This is a genomic window from Nocardia sp. GP40, from assembly GCF_050434125.1.
In the GTDB taxonomy this organism is placed as follows: Bacteria; Actinomycetota; Actinomycetes; order Mycobacteriales; family Mycobacteriaceae; genus Nocardia; species Nocardia albiluteola.
This window is the reverse complement of sequence record NZ_JBNPVW010000016.1, coordinates 224,506-244,433: the sequence shown is the minus strand read 5'-3', so window position 1 is coordinate 244,433 and position 19,928 is coordinate 224,506. Positions and strand designations below refer to the sequence as shown.

General features: G+C 69.4%; 26 protein-coding genes. 13 read left to right on the top strand and 13 right to left on the bottom strand.

Going from position 1 to position 19,928, the window contains the following annotated elements; genetic code table 11:
* Window positions 1-96: 96 nt before the first annotated feature.
* Window positions 97-921, bottom strand: a complete 825-nt coding sequence (locus ABH933_RS37255) for an alpha/beta fold hydrolase (RefSeq protein ID WP_429424739.1) — start codon at window positions 919-921, stop codon at window positions 97-99.
* A gap of 101 nt (window positions 922-1,022) precedes the next feature.
* On the opposite strand from ABH933_RS37255, the gene ABH933_RS37250 reads away from it, so the two are divergent.
* Window positions 1,023-1,460, top strand: a complete 438-nt coding sequence (locus ABH933_RS37250; protein ID WP_429424737.1) for a DUF2510 domain-containing protein — start codon at window positions 1,023-1,025, stop codon at window positions 1,458-1,460.
* A 6-nt stretch (window positions 1,461-1,466) separates the two neighbouring features.
* Here the strand turns inward: ABH933_RS37250 and ABH933_RS37245 are convergent, their stop codons facing one another.
* Complete coding sequence (locus ABH933_RS37245) at window positions 1,467-1,922, bottom strand: carboxymuconolactone decarboxylase family protein (RefSeq protein WP_429424736.1); 456 nt, start codon at window positions 1,920-1,922, stop codon at window positions 1,467-1,469.
* A gap of 78 nt (window positions 1,923-2,000) precedes the next feature.
* Here ABH933_RS37245 and ABH933_RS37240 point away from each other — a divergent pair, with 78 nt between their 5' ends.
* Both ABH933_RS37240 and ABH933_RS37235 read left to right on the top strand, forming a co-directional pair.
* The gene (locus tag ABH933_RS37240; protein ID WP_429424734.1) at window positions 2,001-2,474 is read left to right on the top strand and encodes an RrF2 family transcriptional regulator; all 474 of its coding nucleotides are present in this window, start codon (window positions 2,001-2,003) and stop codon (window positions 2,472-2,474) included.
* Between the two features lie 407 nt (window positions 2,475-2,881).
* A complete protein-coding gene (locus ABH933_RS37235) occupies window positions 2,882-3,157 on the top strand; it encodes a hypothetical protein (RefSeq protein WP_429424732.1) in 276 nt (91 codons plus the stop codon).
* 46 nt (window positions 3,158-3,203) lie between these two features.
* On the opposite strand, the gene ABH933_RS37230 is transcribed toward ABH933_RS37235, so the two are convergent.
* Together ABH933_RS37230 and ABH933_RS37225 are read right to left on the bottom strand one after the other, a co-directional pair.
* Window positions 3,204-3,686, bottom strand: a complete 483-nt coding sequence (locus ABH933_RS37230; protein WP_429424730.1) for an SRPBCC family protein — start codon at window positions 3,684-3,686, stop codon at window positions 3,204-3,206.
* Window positions 3,683-4,213, bottom strand: coding sequence for an RNA polymerase sigma factor (locus ABH933_RS37225; protein ID WP_429424728.1), 531 nt, complete (start codon window positions 4,211-4,213; stop codon window positions 3,683-3,685). Before ABH933_RS37225 ends, ABH933_RS37230 begins: the two co-directional genes overlap by 4 nt.
* 125 nt (window positions 4,214-4,338) lie before the next feature.
* On the opposite strand from ABH933_RS37225, the gene ABH933_RS37220 reads away from it, so the two are divergent.
* From ABH933_RS37220 to msrA, 4 genes are all read left to right on the top strand, one after another.
* Window positions 4,339-4,968: a hypothetical protein gene (locus ABH933_RS37220; protein ID WP_429424726.1), complete on the top strand. Its 630-nt coding sequence runs from the start codon at window positions 4,339-4,341 to the stop codon at window positions 4,966-4,968.
* Between the two features lie 76 nt (window positions 4,969-5,044).
* Window positions 5,045-5,779, top strand: a complete 735-nt coding sequence (locus ABH933_RS37215) for an SDR family NAD(P)-dependent oxidoreductase (RefSeq protein WP_215915580.1) — start codon at window positions 5,045-5,047, stop codon at window positions 5,777-5,779.
* Window positions 5,780-5,920: 141 nt separating this feature from the next.
* Window positions 5,921-6,760 carry an NAD(P)H-binding protein gene (locus tag ABH933_RS37210; RefSeq protein WP_429424724.1) on the top strand — a complete coding sequence of 280 codons (840 nt, stop codon included), beginning with the start codon at window positions 5,921-5,923 and terminating at the stop codon, window positions 6,758-6,760.
* Window positions 6,761-7,017: 257 nt separating this feature from the next.
* Entirely contained in the window at window positions 7,018-7,530 is a 513-nt protein-coding gene (gene msrA / locus ABH933_RS37205; protein WP_429424722.1) for a peptide-methionine (S)-S-oxide reductase MsrA, read from the top strand.
* Between the two features lie 22 nt (window positions 7,531-7,552).
* Here the strand turns inward: msrA and ABH933_RS37200 are convergent, their stop codons facing one another.
* Entirely contained in the window at window positions 7,553-8,746 is a 1,194-nt protein-coding gene (locus ABH933_RS37200; RefSeq protein ID WP_429424825.1) for a L,D-transpeptidase, read from the bottom strand.
* 121 nt (window positions 8,747-8,867) lie between these two features.
* The gene (locus ABH933_RS37195) at window positions 8,868-9,932 is read right to left on the bottom strand and encodes a UDP-N-acetylmuramate dehydrogenase (protein WP_429424823.1); all 1,065 of its coding nucleotides are present in this window, start codon (window positions 9,930-9,932) and stop codon (window positions 8,868-8,870) included.
* Between the two features lie 86 nt (window positions 9,933-10,018).
* Here ABH933_RS37195 and ABH933_RS37190 point away from each other — a divergent pair, with 86 nt between their 5' ends.
* Genes ABH933_RS37190 through ABH933_RS37180 form a run of 3 tightly spaced genes read left to right on the top strand, consistent with a single transcriptional unit; the run spans window position 10,019 to window position 11,828 of the window.
* Entirely contained in the window at window positions 10,019-10,507 is a 489-nt protein-coding gene (locus ABH933_RS37190) for a DUF2505 domain-containing protein (protein ID WP_429424720.1), read from the top strand.
* 20 nt (window positions 10,508-10,527) lie between these two features.
* Window positions 10,528-11,046, top strand: coding sequence for a DUF2505 domain-containing protein (locus tag ABH933_RS37185; RefSeq protein WP_429424718.1), 519 nt, complete (start codon window positions 10,528-10,530; stop codon window positions 11,044-11,046).
* Window positions 11,016-11,828, top strand: a complete 813-nt coding sequence (locus tag ABH933_RS37180; RefSeq protein WP_429424716.1) for a class I SAM-dependent methyltransferase — start codon at window positions 11,016-11,018, stop codon at window positions 11,826-11,828. Before ABH933_RS37185 ends, ABH933_RS37180 begins: the two co-directional genes overlap by 31 nt.
* An 81-nt stretch (window positions 11,829-11,909) precedes the next feature.
* On the opposite strand, the gene ABH933_RS37175 is transcribed toward ABH933_RS37180, so the two are convergent.
* Window positions 11,910-12,587 (bottom strand): hypothetical protein, encoded by a 678-nt coding sequence (locus ABH933_RS37175; RefSeq protein ID WP_429424714.1) that lies wholly within the window; start codon window positions 12,585-12,587, stop codon window positions 11,910-11,912.
* Between the two features lie 151 nt (window positions 12,588-12,738).
* Between ABH933_RS37175 and ABH933_RS37170 the strand changes: the two genes are divergently transcribed.
* Window positions 12,739-13,476 (top strand): LmeA family phospholipid-binding protein, encoded by a 738-nt coding sequence (locus ABH933_RS37170; RefSeq protein ID WP_429424713.1) that lies wholly within the window; start codon window positions 12,739-12,741, stop codon window positions 13,474-13,476.
* Between the two features lie 8 nt (window positions 13,477-13,484).
* On the opposite strand, the gene deoC is transcribed toward ABH933_RS37170, so the two are convergent.
* Entirely contained in the window at window positions 13,485-14,147 is a 663-nt protein-coding gene (gene deoC, locus ABH933_RS37165; RefSeq protein WP_429424711.1) for a deoxyribose-phosphate aldolase, read from the bottom strand.
* A gap of 140 nt (window positions 14,148-14,287) precedes the next feature.
* Between deoC and ABH933_RS37160 the strand changes: the two genes are divergently transcribed.
* Together ABH933_RS37160 and purU are read left to right on the top strand one after the other, a co-directional pair.
* Entirely contained in the window at window positions 14,288-14,767 is a 480-nt protein-coding gene (locus ABH933_RS37160) for a GNAT family N-acetyltransferase (RefSeq protein WP_429424709.1), read from the top strand.
* Between the two features lie 55 nt (window positions 14,768-14,822).
* Window positions 14,823-15,704, top strand: coding sequence for a formyltetrahydrofolate deformylase (gene purU / locus ABH933_RS37155; protein WP_215915572.1), 882 nt, complete (start codon window positions 14,823-14,825; stop codon window positions 15,702-15,704).
* Between the two features lie 112 nt (window positions 15,705-15,816).
* Here purU and ABH933_RS37150 read toward each other — a convergent pair whose 3' ends face one another.
* The 5 genes from ABH933_RS37150 to ABH933_RS37130 all read right to left on the bottom strand — a co-directional run bounded on the left by ABH933_RS37150 (window position 15,817) and on the right by ABH933_RS37130 (window position 19,883).
* Window positions 15,817-16,830, bottom strand: coding sequence for an alpha/beta fold hydrolase (locus ABH933_RS37150; RefSeq protein WP_429424706.1), 1,014 nt, complete (start codon window positions 16,828-16,830; stop codon window positions 15,817-15,819).
* Window positions 16,831-17,173: 343 nt separating this feature from the next.
* On the bottom strand, window positions 17,174-18,193 hold the full coding sequence (locus ABH933_RS37145; RefSeq protein WP_429424704.1) for an alpha/beta fold hydrolase: 1,020 nt from the start codon (window positions 18,191-18,193) through the stop codon (window positions 17,174-17,176).
* 115 nt (window positions 18,194-18,308) lie between these two features.
* Complete coding sequence (locus ABH933_RS37140) at window positions 18,309-18,608, bottom strand: DUF2516 family protein (protein ID WP_429424702.1); 300 nt, start codon at window positions 18,606-18,608, stop codon at window positions 18,309-18,311.
* Between the two features lie 73 nt (window positions 18,609-18,681).
* A complete protein-coding gene (locus tag ABH933_RS37135) occupies window positions 18,682-19,341 on the bottom strand; it encodes a heparin-binding hemagglutinin (protein WP_429424700.1) in 660 nt (219 codons plus the stop codon).
* Window positions 19,338-19,883 (bottom strand): helix-turn-helix domain-containing protein, encoded by a 546-nt coding sequence (locus tag ABH933_RS37130; protein WP_245400259.1) that lies wholly within the window; start codon window positions 19,881-19,883, stop codon window positions 19,338-19,340. Before ABH933_RS37130 ends, ABH933_RS37135 begins: the two co-directional genes overlap by 4 nt.
* Between the last annotated feature and the right edge of the window lie 45 nt (window positions 19,884-19,928).

Below are 19,928 nucleotides of genomic sequence, written 5' to 3'. Positions count from 1 at the left end.
ACCACCTTCCGTCCGACCCGGTCACGCCTCCCTGCGTTATCAGGTTAGCCGCTACCGCCTCCGAATCGGAGGGGGCGGCGATGGGAACCGACGGGTTCAGTCGAGGGTGTCGATGAAGGCGGCGACCTCGGTGGCGAAGCGAGCCGGGTCCTCGATGAACAGGCCGTGCTGGGAGTCCGGCCAGTAGGAGGTGCGGACGTCGGGGGCGGCCTCGGCGATGTACTCGCCGTTGGCGATCGGGACGACCGGGTCGGCGGTGCCGTGCAGGACCAGGACCGGTACATCCAGGGTGCGGAGCATCGGGGTGTTGTCGGTGGTGCGGTAGAACAGGGCCTTGCGAACCCGGGGCGGGGTGGACAGGCTGCCGCCGTACAGGCGCTGGGCGTCGGCGCCCTTGTCGCGGGCGTGGCCGGTGTTGGCATTGCCGAACGCGGCGAAGCCGCGCATGGCCTTGCCCGCCGACTCCTCGAACACGTCCGGGATGGCCTGCTGCATGGCCGGGCCGGGTTCCGAGCCGGGCACGTCGCGGCCGATGCCGGCCTGGGAGCTGCAGTAGATCGCGCCCGCGACGGCGCCGGTGCCGTAGGCGGCGAGATAGTCGCTGAGCACGATGCCGCCGTACGACCAGCCCAGCAGCACCGCGCCGGTCTCGATGCCCTCACCGGCCAGCACGGCCGCGACGTCGGCGGCCCAGTTCTTCGGGTCGTCGTATCCGGTTTCGGGCGCATCGGAGTATCCGTGCCCGCGCAGATCCACCGCGATCACCCGGAATCGCCGCGCCAGCTCGTCTGCGGCCACACCCCAGTTCCGCAGGTTCCCGGCCCAGCCGTGCAGCAGCACCAGCGGCCGCCCGCCGTCCGGCCCGCTCACCCGGTAGACGATGCCGGTTCCGTCCGCACTGATCACTTCCCGAATAGCCATACCGCGAGGCTAGCCGCTGCCCGTTGCGGCCCCGCCTCGAGCGGTTCATAAGAAGTTGCCAAGAACGGGCGGCTTCACTACCTCGCGAGGCGCGAAATCCCGTGCGAGACGAGCAGATCAGCGACGAGAAAGAGGCATCGGAAATGAGCAGCACCCCGGACACCGCACGCGAGCAGTTCATGGCGCCGGGCTGGTACGTCGACCCCGCCGACACCCAGGTCAAGCGCCGCTGGGACGGCTACGGCTGGACCGACGACGTCATCCCCGCCGGGACGATTCCCGCCCCCTGGGTCACCCCGGCCCCGGCCCGGGAGGCCGCCGCCGCGCAACTCTGGGCGCGCAACTCGCTCTCGTTCGTCGCGCTGATCGTCTGCGCCCTGTACCTGGTCGTCGACCAATACTCGAATTTCGTTGTGTTCGGGCTGGTTCCGATCTCCCTGTCGATTCAGGCGTTCCGGCGCCGCGAGCCGCTGTGGTTCGCCGCGGCCATCGCCACGGCCGCTGTCGTCGCGGCGCCGTTCGTCCTGTTCAACCGCTGACCCGCATCAGGCCGGGGCGACCTTGTAGCGGCTGGTGATGGCCACCCGATTGAACGCGTTCATCACAGTGGTCAGCCACGCGATCGCCGCGATCTGCTGCTCGGTGAGATCGGCGGCCGCGGCGGCGTAGTCCTCGTCGCTGACGTGACCGTCCGCCACCAGCGTGATCGACTCCGTCAGCCGCAGCGCCGCCCGCTCGACCGCCGAGAAGTAGCCGGTTTCGGCCCAGGCCGGCAGGACCGCGATCCGATCGGGCTGCTCGCCCTTCGCCAGCGCGTCGCGCGTGTGCATCCTGAGGCAGAACGCGCATCCGTTGATCTGCGACGTGCGCAGCTTCACCAGCTCGACCAGGAGCGGGTCGATTCCCGCGGCCGCGGCACCCTGCTCCGCGGCCTGCGAGAACGCGACCAGCGCCTGGTAGCTGGCCGGATCCTGCTTGCTGATCATCACGCGAGACTGCATCGTTCCTCCGCTCATCGGGTTCCCCCCACGGTATCTCGGACTAAATAGATCCGCAATATCCAAGATAGAATGCGGGACATGAAGCTGCCCTCGAGTACCGAATGGCTGCTGCACTGCGCCTCGACGCTGGCGCAGCTCGAACCGGGGGCGACCGCGTCCGCGGCGCAGCTCGCGCAGTACTTCGACATCCCGGCGGCCTACCTCGCCAAGCAGTTGCAGTCACTCGTACGGGCCGGCGTACTGGCCGCGACGACGGGCCCGCGCGGCGGATTCCGGCTGGCCCGGCCCGCCGCGGAGATCACGCTGCTGGACATCGTCGAGGCGGTGGACGGCGCCTCGGCGCCCTACGAATGCCGGGAGATCCGGCAGCAGGGTCGCGGCGCGCTGCCCGCCGACATGTGCCGCACCCCGTGCATTCTCGCGATCAAGATGGCCGAGGCGCACGAGGCGTGGCGCGCCAGCCTCACCACCACCACACTCGCCGACATCCTCGCCACCCTGCCCGGCTCGACCCCGCCCCGCACCCGCCGGAAGTTGACGGGACAGCCGTAGCCGAATCCACGAGATCCCCGCGACCGAGCGCCGGGAACGCTCGATATCGATTGCACGACAAGATCATCAGCACTCGATATCGACCGGCGGAAATATGAACATCGAATGATGTCCGGCTCAAATAATTCTCAACTTCGGACGCACAGGTCCGCGATCGCTCCAATCCCGGCGCCCGTCCCGTGATCACCACCGGGACTTGCCGACCCAGCTGTTTACCCAATGTTCGGAAGAACCGGCAGATGTTGCTAACGCACGCCCGGGACGATCCGATTGTCATTATGTCGAGGACGGCAGGTGCCCACCGGAACGCACCTTCCCAACGGTGCAGGCAGTCCCCCCCGAGACTCTGGTGGACGATAGGTACGCGAGCCAATCTCGAACAGATAACACAAGAAAAGGCACTGATGATGATCGCTCAGCAAACCGATGGCCGGGCGCGGCTGATGCCGGGCGCGCCACACGGCGAAGACGGCCACCCGCTGATGGCGAATTGGTACGAATTCTCCCCGCCCCTCCCAGACGTCGATCACACGGTCCGATTCGCGGTTCTGGACGCACGCGGTTTCTATCCCTGCGACGGCCTCGGATTCGTCCTCGAAGGCAGCCACTGCCTGTGCAAGCGCCGTGGACTGACGAACGACGACGCGCTCGCGGCGCTCGGCGCCGGTTACCACCTCACGTAGCCCCGTGGGCTCGCGCACCGCGAGCCCACTAACCCGCCGCCGCTGATCAGGTCGCCGAGTCGATTCGGCCGGTGAGACGCCCGATCGCGGCGGCATCGTTGTGTCCGGCGAACGCCCGCGCAACCGGACCGAGCGGCCGCAGCGCGCCGCGGAACCCGCCCAGCACCGCGACCCGCGTGCCGGCGGCCTCGGGAACCACGGCCATGCCGCCCAGCAGGAACCGGCTCTGCATCAGGCACCATCCGGGTTCCAGCACCACCGTGAAGCGCGCCCGCAGCCCCGAACGACCGCGAACCAGCAGCCGCCGGGCCGAGCCCGCGCGATCGGGAAGGTAACGCGCCGAGGCGATATCGGCGAACAGCCACCGCGGGAGCTCACCCTCCAGATCGGACATCACCGCCCACACCCGATCCGGCGCGGCGTCGAGCACCGCCTCGTGCAGATGCCCGCCGGGCGCCGCCGCGGCGATCACGCGCAGCCTCCGGACGGGATCGAAGTCGGCCGCCGGCCACCGCATCGACTCGCTCATGCCCGCCACTCCCTCCGAAAGCTGGCGCGCGCCCGCGCCAGTCGCGACTTCACCGTTCCCACCGGAACCTCGAGCAGCCGCGCGGCGTGCTGCTCGTCCAGCCCCTCCAGGTCGCGCAGCACCAGAATCGCGCGATGCTGCGGGCTGAGCCGGCGCAGCACGTCCGCCACATCGACGGCCAGCTCGACATCGCCCGGGGCGGGCAGCTCCGGCAGCTCGGCGGCAACCGGCCGGCTCCGCGCCACCTTCACCGCCTCCCGCACCGCGATGACGCGCACCCAGCCGAACAGCGCCCGCGGATCGCGCAGCCGGCGCAGGTGGCCGAAGACCGCAATCAGCGTCTCCTGCACCGCATCCGGGCCCAGATCGAGCGCGATCGGGCCGCACAGCGCACGCACGTAGGGCGTGATCGCCGTCAGCAGCTCGTCGACGGCCAGCATGTCGCCCCGCTGCGCGGCCCGGACCAGATCCGCCAGCCGATCCGGATCGATCCGGCGCGGATCCCGGTCCTCGGGTGGTCCGGACATCAGCGCCCCTTCGTTCAATGGGTATCGCACACATCGAAGGATCGGCCGACGGTCCGGAAGGTTCCCGAGATCCATGTCACTTCTCGCCGTGGAACGCCGCCGCCGGCCCGCCCCTCCTTCCGGGCATGAAGCGTTCCACATCCACGCTGTTCCTGCTCACGCTCATCGGTCAGGCGGCGTGGTCGCTCGCCAATGCCGTGTGGTGGCATCGCTCGCCCGGTACCGACGCGCTCGGACTGGTGCTCCTGACTCTGTTCACGGTGGTGGCGGCGTCCGGATACCGGCGGTGGCCGATCGTCGCCGTGCGAGTCGTGGTCGGTCTCGAGTTCCTGGCCGTGCTCGCCGACCGTTTCGGCCTGCTCGGCGGGCCCGGCAGTCCGGGCGTGGCATGGGGCGACTTCGCGCACTTCGTCTCGTACACGCGTCAGGTGACCGCATTCCTGCCCGGCGGATTCGCCCTGCCTCTCGCGGTCGCCGCGACGATCGCCGAATCCGGTCTCGCCATCGCCCTGCTCACCGGCATACGCTCGCGCCCCACCGCGGCCGCGACGGCCGCACTCCTGGCGAGCTATGCCGTCTCCATGACCCTGTCCATGCCCCTGACCCAACCGCTGCACTACCTCGTCTACCCCCAGGCCGCCGGAATGCTCGCCATCGCAACCCGTCCCGGGGCGGTCGCGGGCCGAGCGCGGCGGCCCCGCGACACGGGCCGAGCGCCGTCCGGGCGGACCGGGGCACCTAAGCTACGCCCATGAGCGAGCGCAGCGAGCGGTCAAACAACACAGCCACAAGAGTGCTCGTGCCGGAGCCGAGCGCCAGCGAGGTGGAGGCATGAGTACTCGTACCGCCGTCGTGACCGGGGCCAGTTCGGGGATAGGCGAGGCCACCGCCCGCGAACTGGCCGAACAGGGGTATCACGTCGTCGTGGGGGCGCGGCGGGTCGATCGGCTCGAGAAGCTGGCGCAGGAGATCGGCGGCACCGCGCTGGCGCTGGACGTGACCGACGAGGAGTCGGTACGCGCGTTCTGCGATGCGATCGAATCCGCCGAGGTGCTGATCAACAACGCCGGCGGGGCCAAGGGGCTGGCGCCGGTGGCCGAGGCCGACCTGGACGACTGGCGCTGGATGTGGGAAACCAATGTGCTGGGCACGCTGCGGGTGACCAGGGGGCTGCTGCCGAAGCTGATCGCGTCGGGCGACGGGCTGATCGTCACCGTCACCTCGGTGGCCGCGATGGAGACCTACGACAACGGCGCGGGCTACACCTCGGCCAAGCACGCGCAGGGCGTGCTGCACCGGACGCTGCGCGGCGAGCTGCTCGGACAGCCGGTCCGCCTCACCGAAATCGCGCCCGGCGCGGTCGAAACCGAATTCTCGCTGGTCCGCTTCGGCGGCGACGCCGAGCGCGCCGCGAAAGTCTACGAGGGTATCGATCCGCTTGTCGCGCAGGACATCGCCGAGATCATCGGGTTCGTCGCGAGCCGCCCGCCGCACGTCGACCTGGACACCATCGTGGTCAAGCCGCGCGACCAGGCCGGGCCCGGCCGCTTCGCCCGCCGGAGCTGATCGCGTACCACGCCGGGCATTCCGCTCGACGAGCATCCGATCACGCAGCGGACAGGCGCGAAATCTCGCGCACGGGAATACCTCGCAAACGCAGTGCCGTTCATCCCGTTGGGTGTGCGAGTTCGTGAGGAGTTCTCGATCATGGTTGCTGTTGTCTTCGGCGCGCGCGGAAACGTGGGCCGCCACGTCGTCACGGGTCTGCTGGCGGCCGGTGAGCAGGTCCGGGCCGTCAGCAGGGATCCGAAGGCGGACTTCGGTTCCGGGGTGCAGGTCGCCGTGGCGGACCTCGAGCGGCCCGAGACGCTGCCCGAGGCGCTGGCCGGCGCCGACACCGTGTTCCTGTACGCGACGCTCGACGGCGGCGCGGACTTCGTGAAGGCGGCCGAATCCGCCGGGGTCCGGCACGTGGCCCTGCTGTCGTCGGTGTCGGTGGTGGGCCCCGATGCCGAGCACAACCCGATCGGCCGCCTGCACCGGACGGTCGAGCTGGCCCTGGAACGCTCGAGCCTGGACTGGACCTTTGTCAGGCCGGGCATCTTCGCCACCAACATCCCGTGGTGGTGGGGCGCGCAGATTCGCACCGAAGGCGTTGTTCGCCTGCCCTATCCGAACGCTCACACCGCCCCCGTCCCCGAGCGGGACATCGCCGCGCTCGCGGTCACCGCACTCACCGAACCGGGCATCTCGCACCAGGCCTTCACCCTCTACGGATCCGAATCCCTGCCCCTGCAACGGCAATTCGAGCTCATCGGCGAGGCCACCGGGCGCCCGATCCGGATCGAGACGGTCACGCCCGAGCAGGCGCGCGCAGATCTCGCCGCGCGGCTGCCGGAATTCCTGGCCGACAACCTGATTCGGATGTGGGCCGCAAACGACGGTGTCCCGGCGCCGATTTCGACCATCGTCGCGAAGGTGACCGGACATCCGGCGCAATCGTTCGCCGAGTGGGCCGTCGACCACGCGGACGACTTCCGCCCGTAGCTTCCCGCTGCGCCGAGGTGGTGCGGGCGCGAATGCCGAACCACCTCGATTCCGGGCCGATTCGCCGGCGACGCCACCCTGCCGGTCACGGACGGAACAACCCGCCAATGGATGATCCGAGCGGCCGGATGTCGGCTCTAGCGGCTGACGGTTCCCCTCGACAGGGATGACCGAAGTATGACGTCAGGGTAGGCGGGGACTTTCCCGGTCAAAAGGGGTGTTCACTGGATGTGGAAGACCGTCGACGAAGGAGAGGTATGTCCGAGACGAAGACCGCGATCCTGGCCGGTGGATGCTTCTGGGGAATGCAGGATCTGATCCGCAAACAACCGGGAGTGGTATCGACACGGGTCGGCTACACCGGTGGGCTCAACGACCGTCCCACCTACCGCAATCACCCCGGTCACGCCGAGGCCGTGGAGATCGTCTACGACCCCGCCGTGACGAGCTACCGGGTTCTGCTGGAGTTCTTCTTCCAGATCCACGACCCGACGACCAAGGATCGCCAGGGCAACGACATCGGGACCAGCTACCGATCGGCCATCTTCTACCTCGATGCCGACCAGCAGCGCGTCGCGAACGAGACCATCCTCGACGTCGAGGACTCGCGCCTGTGGCCGGGAAAGGTCGTCACCGAGGTGACTCCGGCGAGCGAATTCTGGCAGGCCGAACCCGAGCACCAGGACTACCTCGAGCGCTATCCGGACGGATACACCTGCCACTTCCCCCGCCCGGGCTGGAAGCTGCCGAAGCGGCAGACCACCGCCTGAGGCGGCACCGCCGGGACCCGGCTCAGTTCCCGCTGGGCGGGCCCGGCGGTACGGGCGTCGCCGAGACGACGGGCGCCGGCTCGCCGTGCAACGCCGACATCGTTGTCCAGGTGTCCCAGTCGATGGTCCAGTCGTAGATGTCGCCGTCGGCGGCCGACAGCGCGATCCGGGTGCCGGTCACCTCGACCGGATCCCCGTACAAGGCGGTGGGAAAGTATGCCTCCGCGTTCTCGGTGCTGAGGTTGATGCAGCCGTTGGTGACGTTCGAATTGCCTTGTGCGCCAGCCGACATCGGGTTGGCGTGAATGAATTCGCCGTTGTTGGAGATGCGTACGGCCCAGCGCTCGCGAGCGTTGGTGTAGAAGGGCGGATTCGACATCGTGAAGTCCTCGTACTTCTCGGTGACCACGTGGATGCCCGAGCGCGTCACGTTGCGCGTCTCGTTACCCTCGCCGTAACTGCACGGGAAGTCGAACAGCACGGTGCCCTCGCGATACACCTGCACGCGATGGGTGGCCGCGGCGCCCTTGACGATCTGGCTGCGGCCGATCTTGAACGACGAGGTCATATCCGAATCGCCGTACTCGCCCGCGCCCAGGTCGAGCCCGTACAGCCCGGCCGCGAAATCGACCGTGGTGCCGGGGGCCCAGTACTCCTTCGGGCGCCAGTGCGCGCGCGAGCCGTTGTCGTCCGGCAGCCAGGCCCAGCCGCCCTCGGTGGGCGGATTCGTGGTGACGGTGAACGCCTTCTCCGCGGCGGCCTTGTTCGCCACATGGCTCTTGAACTGCACGATGATCGGCGCGGCGATGCCGACCTCCTGGCCGTCGCCGATGTTGATCGTGGCGGGCACGGTCTTCTTCGGGGAGATCGTGGTGAAGGTGCCCTCGATCGGGACGGGCTTGTTGTCGGTGCCGGTCGCGGTGCCTGCCCAGGTGTAGCTGGCGCCGTACCCGAGCGGCTCGGTGACCCGGAAACTCGTCCGGTCCGCCGAGAGCGTGCCGGTGATCTGCTTGCCCGCGGCATTGGTCAGCGTGACCTGGCCGATGGTGCCGTCCGCGACCCGCACCGAGACCGGGGTGATCGGGTTGACGTCCGCGCTACCTGCATCGGGCTCGAAGGTGACCTTCACGACCGGCCCCTCCGCCGCGGGCGCGCCGCCACCGCCGCTGCCGTTCGAACATCCGGCCACGAACGCCGCGGCCGCCAGCTGAGCCATACCGACCAGTGCGGCCCGGCGGCTGGTGACTCTTCGAATGCTCACCAGCTCGAATGTACCGCGCAACCGCGACGCCCCGGCCGCCGAAGACCGTGGTTGCCGCCACTCGCAGAGTGCGGTGTCAGATCGTCACGCCCACCGTCACCGGTTCGGGTTCCAGGCTGATTCCGAATCGCTCCTCGACGCCGTCGCGCACGGTGCGGGCCAGCGCCACCAGGTCCGCGGCCCCGGCCGAGCCCCGATTCGTCAGCGCCAGCGTGTGCTTTGTCGAGAGCCGCGCGGGCGCGTCCGGGTCCGGGAAACCCTTGCCGAATCCCGCCCTTTCGATCAGCCAGCCCGCGGAGAACTTGACCCCCTCGGCGGCCGGGTAGGTGGGGATTGTGACATCACCCACTTGTGCGGCGATGGCCGACCGCACGTCGTCCACCCGTGCGGCGGGCACGACCGGGTTCGTGAAGAAGGACCCCGCGCTCCAGGTGTCGTGATCCTCGGGATCCAGCACCATGCCCTTGCCGGCGCGCAGCCGCAGCACCGCCTCGCGCACCCGCGCGGCCGGACGGGTCTGCCCCTCGACCGCATCGAGGGTGGCGGCGAGTTCGCGATAGTTCAGGGGCGCGCTCGACCCGTCCGGATGCAGGGCGAATTCCACGGCCAGCACGACGGCCCGGTCGGTGTGCTTGAGCGCGGAGGTGCGATACCCGAATCCGAGTTCGTCCGGTGTGGCCCAGTGGATTTCACCGGACGCCCGGTCCAGCAGCCGCACCCGCCGCAGCAGCTGCGCCACCTCCACGCCGTAGGCTCCAACGTTCTGCACCGGCGTCGCGCCCGCCGAACCCGGTATGCCCGACAGGCATTCCAGCCCGCCCAGCCCGGCGGCGACGGTCGCGGCCACCACCGCGTCCCAGTCCGCACCCGCCTCGGCCAGCACCCGATCCGCACCGAGCTCGACCGCACCGGTAGTGATCCTCACCACGACCCCGTCGAATCCGGAGTCGGCGATCAGCAGGTTCGATCCGCCCGCCAGCAGCAGCACCGGCACCCCGGCGGCATCCAGCGCGCGCACGGTCGCCACCAGAGACTCGGTGCTCGTGCACTCGGCGACGGTCGCCGGGCCACCCACCCGCAACGTCGTCAGCCCGGCCAGCGGGACCGAGTTCCGCACCCGCGCACCGGTTGCGGCCAGCAGTTCGGCCGCGGCGAGCGTGCGCTCGCCGCCCTCGCCCGGCACCACCTCAGAAGTACGCACAGCCACAAACGGTAGCCTGTTCGACCATGGCTACACCCCTCGCGTTCACTGCGAACTACGCATATTCGACCGACGCCGTCCGTGCGGCGCTGGCGGATGAGCAGTATTGGAAGGACCGCATCGCCGAGGTCGGCGGTCCGGGTGCGCGCCTGGAGTCGTTCGAGAAGATCGGCGAGGACCAGCTGCGGATCTCGACCGTGCACACCATTCCGGCCGAGGAGCTGCCCGCCGCGATCACCTCGGTGCGCCCCGGCGGCCTGATCATCCCGCGCACCGAGACCTACAACGGCCTGTCCGGCGTCTTCGAGGCCCACGTGCAGGACGCTCCCGCCACCGCGCAGGGCACGGTCACCCTGACAGGTGACCAAACACACTCCCGGGTGGTGATGGACGGCAGCGTCGAGGTCACCATCCCGCTCTTCGGCAAGAAGATCGAGAAGGCGGTTGCCGAGAGATTGCAGGAACTCCTCACAAATGAGGCGGAATTCACCGGCACCTGGATCGCAAACCGCTGAGCGGCCAGTAACCTACGCCCATGGCCCGCCGACTCCACTACTCCGCCCGCTACCCGCTGCACACCACCAAGGAGGTGTACTCGGCGCTGTCGGACCGCGCCTACTGGGACGCGCGGATGGCGAAGATGCGCGAGTACTCCCCCAATGAGGTGGTCGCGCTGGAGGCCGGCGACACCGGCGTCGCGGTGGAGCTCGAGCACGTGGTGCCGCGTCACCTGCTGCCGGACCTGGCCCAGACGGTGATGCGCAGGGACATGGTCATCACCCGCACCGAGAAGTACGGCCCATACGGCCCCGAGGTCGTCGGCGAGATGTCGGCCACCATCCCGACCGGGCCCACCGGCACGATGAGCGGCAAGCTGCACCTGTTCCCCACCGAGACCGGCTGCACGCTGCGCTCCTCCCCGACGGCCAAGGTGTCCATGCCGCTGCTGGGCCCGCGGCTGGAACAACTGATCCTCATCAACTTCATCGATCTGCTGCGCGCCGAGGCCGAATTCACCAAGCAATGGCTGGACGAGCAGAACCCGACCGACTGAACGGCACCGGTAGACCGGTCGGCGCGATCACCCGAGGGACCACCGGGATCAACCGGTTGCGGCGCAGTGACCGCTGGCTGATGCACGACGAGCTGGTCCGCACGCGGCTGCGGGAAAGCCCGGATCCGCTGGTCGTCGACCTGGGTTACGGCGCCAGTCCGGTAACGACGCTGGAACTGGCGACGCGGCTGCGGCGGGTGCGCCCCGACGTGCGGGTGGTCGGGCTGGAGATCGATCCCGGCCGTGTCGTACCCGGCCGGGACGGGGTGCGGTTCGCACGCGGCGGCTTCGAACTCGCGGGACTGCGCCCGGTGCTGGTGCGCGCGTTCAACGTGCTGCGGCAGTACCCGGAAGACGCTGTGGGACAGTCGTGGTCGACGATCCTGGGCGGCCTCGCGCCCGACGGACTGCTGATCGAGGGCACCTGCGACGAGCTGGGCCGCCGCTGCGCCTGGGTGCTGCTGGATCGTTCAGGTCCGCGCTCGCTCACGCTGGCCTGGGATCCGTTCACCGTCGACCGCCCCTCCGACGTCGCCGAACGCCTGCCGAAGGTGTTGATACACCGCAACATTCCCGGCGAACCCATCCACGCACTGCTCACCGCCGCCGACCGCGCCTGGGCGCACGCCGCCCCGCTGGCACCGTACGGCCCGCGCGTGCGCTGGCGAGAGGCGGCGAAATTGTTGCGCGAGAACGGTTTCCCGGTCCATCGTTATCGACGCCGGATGCGCGACTGCGTCCTGTCGGTCCCCTGGGATGTGGTGTCCCCCAACGGATCCTGAGAGCCCATCGCTCCAGCATGTGGTCCCTCGCGTCCAGCTGCGATAACCCGGCTCTGGAACAGCGCCGAGAGCGCGGCGGGATCAGGCGCGGGCAAGCGACCGGCGCACCCGGGCCGCGACATGGGACGGCATCGAATCCGCCGCGACGCGGATCGCCTCGCCCGCACAGCGCCGGATGGCGACCGCGTCGGCGACCACCTCGTCCAGCGCGATCTGCCCGATACCCGATTCGGCCAGGTCCAGCACGGTCCGCACCGGCGTCGTGACCAGGAAGGCCCCAGCCGATTCGACCTCCTCGCGGCGCAGCGCCCGCCGCACCACCACCAGTCCCGGCGCGCTGGGCAACCGCCCGATACTCGCGGACATGTGCACGAATCGCGGCCGCAGCCGGCCCAGCCCGTGCAGCTCTGCCGCGCTGTGATGCGAGACCGCGGCCGCGCCGTCGAACCACGCCGACCACATCGCGTACTCGTCCAGCGGGCCCACCGGCCAGTCGGCCAGGCGCATGAGCCCCACCCCGGCCCGGGTCACCGTGCCATCGGCGAGCGCGCCGCGAATCAGATCCTCGCATTCCGCGCGGACCACCGCGCGGGTGGTGAAATACCCGGCGTGCCGCGCCGCGATCCCGCGCAGCACCGACCACAATTGCTCTGGATCCCGTTCCCGGCCGCCGAGATCCGATCGGCGCCGCGCCCGCGGCCCGCCACGGTTACGCATGCCGCCGCCACCGTCGCCGGCGGCACGCGCTTCCCTGGACATGCGATTCAGGCTACGCCGGGAAAATGTGCGGTATGCCACAATCGAGCATTGGGGGCGATATATCCCAGACACGTCATTCCGGCGCGCTTTCGGCCGGGATCTTCATCCATCCCACAGAGCGAGCTCAGAAAGTTCGGGAAGGATCGGTGCCATGACCATGCCAGACACCAGGATCGGAGCGGCGCCGCGGCGCGGGCGGGCGCGCCGGATCGTGCTGATCGTCGGACTCGTCATCGTCCTGGCCATCGCGGGTACCGCGGCCGGGCTGGAATCCTGGGCGCGCAAACACTATTCGGACTGCATTGCCACCCAGCTCCACAAGAGCCTGGGCTCCAAGGTTTCCGTGCACTTCGGCTGGAAGCCGTTGCTGATCACCAGCCTCGATCACAAGGTCGGATCGCTCACCGTCGACAGCGACGACGCGCAGTTCGGTCCCGCCGTCGGCATGAAGGTGCACGCCACACTCAACAACATCACCCAGCAGGGCGCCAACGCCACCGTCGGCAGTTCCAGCGCCGATGTGGTCTGGAGCGACGACGGCATCGCGCAGACCCTCAACGGGCCGGTCTCGGGCGTGCAGTCGAATCCGGGCGCGGGCACGCTGGATGTGAAGGTGCTCGGCGGCCTGGCCGATCTGCAGCTGCGGCCGCACATCGTGGGCAACCAGATCCAGATCGACGCCGCCAACGCGGCCGTGCTCGGTTTCGGGGTTCCCACCGATCTGGTCTCCGGCATCGTCAAGACGATGTCCCAGGGCCTGCAGAGCTACCCCCTGAACATGCGCCCGACGCAGCTGAGCATCACCAACACCGGCATCGACGTGAAGCTCTCCGGCGGCGCGTTCACCCTGCAGGGCGACCCCAACGCCCCGGTCCCGACCACCTGCTGAGCCGGCGACTACTCCGGAAAGCCTTGCAGCACAGCGCGAGAGCCCGAGAGGCCGAGCCGGGTCGCGCCCGCGCCGATCAGCTCCGCCGCGGCCTCGGCGGTCCGGATGCCGCCGCTGGCCTTGATGCCCAGGCGCCCGCCGACGGTCTGCGCCATGAGCCGCACGGCGTGCACGCTCGCGCCGCCGGCGGGGTGAAATCCCGTGGAGGTCTTGACGAAATCAGCCCCGGCGCGCTCGGCGGCGCGGCAGGCCTCGACGATCGCCTCGTCGGTCAGGGCCGCCGCCTCGATGATCACCTTCAGCAGCGCCCGATCCCCGATCGCCTCGCGCACGGTGACGATGTCGGACAGCACGGCGTTGTAGTCCCCGGCCAGCGCCGCGCCGACATCGATGACCATGTCGACCTCGGCCGCGCCCTGATCCACAGCCAGGCGCGCCTCGCTGCCCTTGACCAGCGAGTGATGCTTGCCCGACGGGAATCCGGCCACGGTGGCCACCACCAGTCCGGGCGCGCGGACCGGAAGCATCGAGGGCGACAGGCACACCGCGAAGACGCCCAGCTCGCGGGCCTCGGCGATGGTCGCGGCGACCTCGTCCGGGGTCGCGGTCGGTGCCAGGAGGGTGTGGTCGATCATCGCCGCCACGTCCGCACGGGTGAGCACGTCAGCCATGAGCACAGAGTGTGGCACACCGGCGGTGCCCGGACCGAATGTCGTTGCGTCGTCGTCGGCTCGTCCCGCACACTCGTTGTGGTCGGTATGACGGCGGTGTCCTTACCTCGAGCCGCAGCCTCCCCGGAAGGTGTGCCACCGTGCTGATCCGCCGTGAACGGCCCGGCGACATCCCCGCGATCGACGCGGTCCATCGGGCCGCCTTCGCCCTCGAATACGCGAACGGCACCGACCCGCGGCCGGAGGTCCCGGACGCCTCGGCCGATCCGCCCGAGGTCGCGCTGGTCCATCGGCTGCGCAGCGATTCCGGCTGGATGCCGACGCTGTCGCTGGTGGCGCAGGACCACGAGCGCGTGGTCGGGCACGTGTGCCTCACCCGCGCGGGTGTGGGCCCGTTTCCGGTGCTGGCGCTGGGCCCGATCGGCGTGCTGCCCGAGCGGCAGGGTACGGGCGTCGGCGCGGGCCTGATGCACGCCGCGCTCGGCGCCGCCGACGCCCTCGACGAGCCGCTGGTCGGCCTGCTCGGCTGGGCTTCCCACTTCCAGGTCCGCACGCTGACCGCCTACGAGCCCGGCATCACCGGCGGGTTCCGCTACTGCGAGTCGTTCTACGGCGTCTGACGATTGTCCCCATCCCCTCGGACCGGCAGCGCCGCCACCTGGGAGGATGTCCGGCATGAATGTTGCTTCCGATGACCGGCGATTCGTGCTGACCCTGGGATGTCCGGACCGTCCGGGCATCATCGCCCGGATCACCTCGTTCATCGCGGGCTTCGGGGGTTCGATCATGGAGGCCGGGTACCACTCCGACATCGACTCCGGCTGGTTCTTCACCCGGCAGGCGATCACGGCCTCGACGGTTCCGTTCGGCCTGGACGAGTTGCGCGCCCGGTTCGCCGAGGTGGCCGCGGAGCTGGGACCCGAGACCGAATGGCAGCTGCTCGATTCCGGTGCCCGGCGCCGCGCGGTGCTGCTGGTCAGCCGGGACGGTCACTGCCTGCACGACCTGCTGGGCCGCGCCGCCTCCGGCGAGCTGCCCGCGACGATCGAGGCGGTGATCAGCAACCACCCGGACCTGGGCGAGATGACCCGGGCGCACGGGGTGCCGTTCCACCACGTGCCGTTCCCGAAGGATCCCGCCGAGCGCGGCCCGGCCTTCGAGCAGGTGCGCGAACTGGTCGACGCCCACGACCCGGATGCGGTGGTACTGGCCCGATTCATGCAGGTGATGCCCCCCGAGCTGTGCGGCCACTGGTCGGGCCGGGTGATCAACATCCACCACAGCTTCCTGCCCTCGTTCGTCGGCGCCCGCCCGTATCACCAGGCGTTCGCCCGGGGCGTGAAGCTGATCGGCGCCACCTGCCACTACGTGACCGCCGAGTTGGACGCGGGACCGATCATCGAGCAGGACGTCATCCGCATCGACCACGGCGACGAGGTCCGCGACATGGTCCGCCAGGGCCGCGACATCGAGCGCGTCGTGCTGGCCCGCGGGCTGCGCTGGCATCTCGAGGGCCGGGTCCTGGTGCACGGCCGCCGCACGGTGGTGTTCTCGTAAGAGGCAGAAGACACAGCAGCGGCGGGGCCAAGACCGGGCGCCCTTGACCGGCCTTGGCGAGCGACACGACACCGGCCGTGTCGCCGTCCTCCCCCGCGGCTAGCTCGGTGAGCTAGCTGGCAACCGCCCCGCGCCGACGCGCGAGGCGAATCATGCGATGCAGTTCGGCATTGAATTCCCGGGGCGCCTCGATGTTCACCAGGTGGCCCGTGGGCAGCACCGTGAAACGGTCCAGGTGGCCGGATCCGGCGAGCAGATCGGCGATTTCGCGCGAATGCACCGGAGGCAGCAGCTTGTCCTGCGCACCGGCGATCACGCTGGTGGGCACCGTGATGCTGGCCGCCGCGGTACCGAGGTCGAGCGTGGCGAGATCGCGGGCGACCGCGCCGCGCACCCCGGGGCGGCAGGAGCGGACGATGGACAGGCTGAAATCCGCACGGTCCGAGTCGGTCTCGGGGCTCATGATGCGCGATTTGAACAGCATGCGCGCCGGAGCCAGGCCCGGCAGCGGCACCGGGGCGCCGAATACGGTCTGCGCCAGCCATACCGGCGTCGGGAGGAAGTCACCGAGAACCGGAATGACCTTGGCACGGGCCGGAATCTGCCGCGCGGCGGTGGTCGCCAGCAGCACCGCGGACGCCCGGCGGACCACCTGATCCGCGTAGAGCTGCGCCCAGGCCTGAATTGTCATGCCGCCCATGCTGTGACCGACCAGGACCGCCCGCTGCCCGGGCCGCAGCACCGCGTCGAGCACCTCGGACAGATCGTCGGCCATCTGGTCCGGGCCGAATTTCCGCGTGCCGAGCCCACTTTCGCCGTGGCCGCGCTGATCGTAGGCGATCACGCGGTATTCGCCGGAGAAGGCGTTGATCTGCTGATTCCAGTATTCGATGCAGCACGACCAGCCGTGGATCAGCACGATCACCTCCCCGTGCTCGGGCCCGTAGGCGTGCACCCGCAGGCGCGCACCGTCGGCGGTGACGACCGGCACGACCTCGGGTGCGGGGTCGGCATTGAGCGAAGCGGTCCGATAGGTCCGGATGCGCAGCTGCGCGCGTTGGGTCTCGGTCAGCGCGTCGGCGGCGGAGAGTAATCCGGTCACCGACCTGGGCAGCTTTGCCAGCATGAGCACTCCTTTGTGTCCAATCGCACACTACCGCGCTAACCGCAGCGCTTGCTAGTGCAAGCAAGCAACCGACCGGTCGGAGACATCGTCGCCTTTGAGACATCCCACGGCGACCGGTCGGCACTGCAGCTCGCCGAGGTCGAATACCCACTCCGCCGCAACAACATTCATCCCCCTGACAACAGCCGGGCCCTGTGCAATACACATCGCCGCCGATCCCGCGGCAGATACCGATTCCCCCGTAACGAATTGCGAACGATCGGACGAACACGGCAACTCGACGCGAGAGCAGCAAGCACCTGCCCGTAACCCGCTGGCGCACAGCGGATTACCATGGATGGACCTACGCGGTGGCCCGCTGGGCGGTGAACGCGGTGGCCAGCACCCGGGACAGCTCGGCATTGAACGCCTCGACGGCCTCCAGATTGCCCAGATGCCCGGTGGGCAGGACCACGAACCGGTCGAGCACGCCGGCCCCGGTCAGCATCGCGGCAATGCGCTCGGCCTGCACGACCGGGGTCAGATCGTCGTTCTCACCCGCGATGACGGTGGTCGGTACGGTCAGCCCGGCCGCCGCGCGGCCCAGCTCGAGCGCCGCGAGCAGCACGCCGAAGCGGGCCCGCACCGTCCCGGGACAGGCCCGCACGATGTTGAACGCGAAGTCCGCGACATCGCCGGTCGACGCGAGGGTCATGACCCCGCGACGGAACCCCCACCGCACCGGCGCGATCGGCGGGAATGGCCCCGGCGCACCCAGGATGGCCCGGCCGATGGGCAGCCGCAGCGGCAACGGCAGCCGCCGCAGCGGAGGAATGACGGTGGTCTCGGCGATCAGGTCCCCCGCCGCGGTGTTGGTGAGCACCACGGCTGCCGCGCGCTCGGAGACGGGGACGCGGGTCCGCGCGGCCCACGCCTGGATCGTCATGCCGCCCAGGCTGTGCCCGACCAGCACGGCCCGCTGCCCGGGCCGCAGGACGGCATCCAGCACAGCCGACAGGTCGTCGGCCAGCAGATCGGTGCCGAGCGGGACGTTGCCCAGCTCGCTCTCGCCGTGCCCGCGCTGGTCGTAGGCGATGACGCGATAGCGCCCCGCCAGGGCGTTGATCTGCGGATTCCAGTATTCGATGCAGCACGTCCAGCCGTGCGCGAACACGATGACGTCGCCGTTTTCCGGACCGTACGAGTGCACTCGCAGGGTGGCGCCGTCGGACGTGATCACCGGGACGACCACGGGCGCTACGCGCGGCGGATCGAACCTGGCATCGGCGTAGTTCCTGGCGCGAAGCCCGGCGCGGCGCGCGCGCCGCAGGGCACCGACGAGATCGAGCAGACCCGTCATCCGGGCAGGCAGCATCGCATGCATCCGAACACTCCTTTGTGTGTTACCTAGAAATACGGTAACTCGGAGTATCAGGAACTGGCCAGAGCCGGGGAGTGTGACCGGCGCTACATCCGCGGATCGATGCGAATCGGCTTACCTACCAGCGCGGACCGCGCTGAATCTCGTCCACCTTGGGTCGCACGTCAGCCAGGTACACGCCGGTGGCGACCACACCCGCGATGAGCCCGATCATCCCCAGGCTGAACAGGCGCAGCATCGGTAAACCCAGCAGGAGCGCGGCGACGACCAGGATCGTGACCCAGATCGGCTTGGTGAGCTTGTCCACCGCGGTGAATGCGTCACGACGCTGCCGAACGGCATGCACGAGAGCGAAGAGGCAGGCCGCCAGCGCGGCGAGCTGAATCAGCAGCCAGAGAAGGCCGGACAGGGAGGACACACCTCAATGATATAGAGCGAAGCCCCCGCGCAGCCGGACAGCGCGCGGGGCCTTCGGTGATGCGGAGAAGCGGTTACTTCTTGACCTCGGCGGTGGCCTTCTTGGCCGGCGCCTTCTTCGCGGGGGCCTTCTTGGCGGGAGCCGCCGGCTCGACCTCGTCAACGGGGGCGGCCTCGGTGGTCACCTGCACGACCTCGGCGTCGACGACCGGGGCCGCCTCGGCCTCGGTGGCCTCCTCGCCGTTGCCCAGCAGACCGCGGGCCTGCTCGGACACCTTGCCGAACACGTCCTCGGCGCGGGTGACGACGTCGGAGTAGATGCCCTCGACGCGGTCGAAGCCCTCACCGAAGGAGGGGTTCGAGCGCAGGCGTTCGACGGTCTCCTCACCGCGCGCGGCCAGGTCCTGGTAGAGGTCCACCAGCTGGTGGTAGTACTGGTCGACGAGCTTGCGCAGCTCCTCGGAGGTCAGCTTCTCACGCAACTCGGCCAGGTCATCCGGCAGCTCGGCGGGCAGGCCCGTGAGGCGGTGACGCAGCGACTCGAACTGCCCCTGGGCGTCCGAGGGCAGGTTGGCCAGGCGCTCGCGCGCCTCGTCCACCCGGCCGTGGACATCGACGGTGGCGGTGCGCTCGCGCACCTTGCCGACCAGATCGTTGACGGCGGTGTAGAGGGCATCTCCGGCACCGACGGTGGCGTAGAGCGGTTTGGTTACGGTGGCGGTGGGCTCGGTCATAGTGTTTCGTTCTCCTGGCGTGGCGGAACTTCGGCAGTAGTGCGCGGAACCTCGTTGTCCCTGTCTCCCCCGGGAACGCCCCCTGTGGATTCGGATTCCGTTGCGTCCCCTCCGAAGTCGTTCCCCGCGTTTTCTCGGCGGAACGATTCGTAGATGTCCAGTAGCACCTGCTTCTGCCGTTCGGTGATCTCCAAATCGGTCAGCAGGGCGTCCCGGACCGGGCTGTGCGGCCTCTGTTCGAGGTACCCGGCCCGCATGTACAAGACCTCCGAGGAGACCCGCAGACCCTTGGCGATCTGCGCGAGAACCTCGGCGGACGGGTTTCGCAGTCCGCGCTCGATCTGGCTGAGATACGGATTGCTCACCCCCGCCAGCTGCGCGAGCTGTCGCAGCGAGACTTGCGCGGCCTCTCGCTGTGACCGGATGAAGCTTCCGATGTCGTGGGCCGCGCTGGCTACGCGGGCCACCTTGTCACCGAGATCCGCGGACGTCTCCACGGGTCCGTTGGTGGTCTGTTCGGAAACCTCGGGCTCCTGAGCCATGCAGTGCTCACCTTCCGGCGGTTGTGCGGTCAATTCTAGAACAGG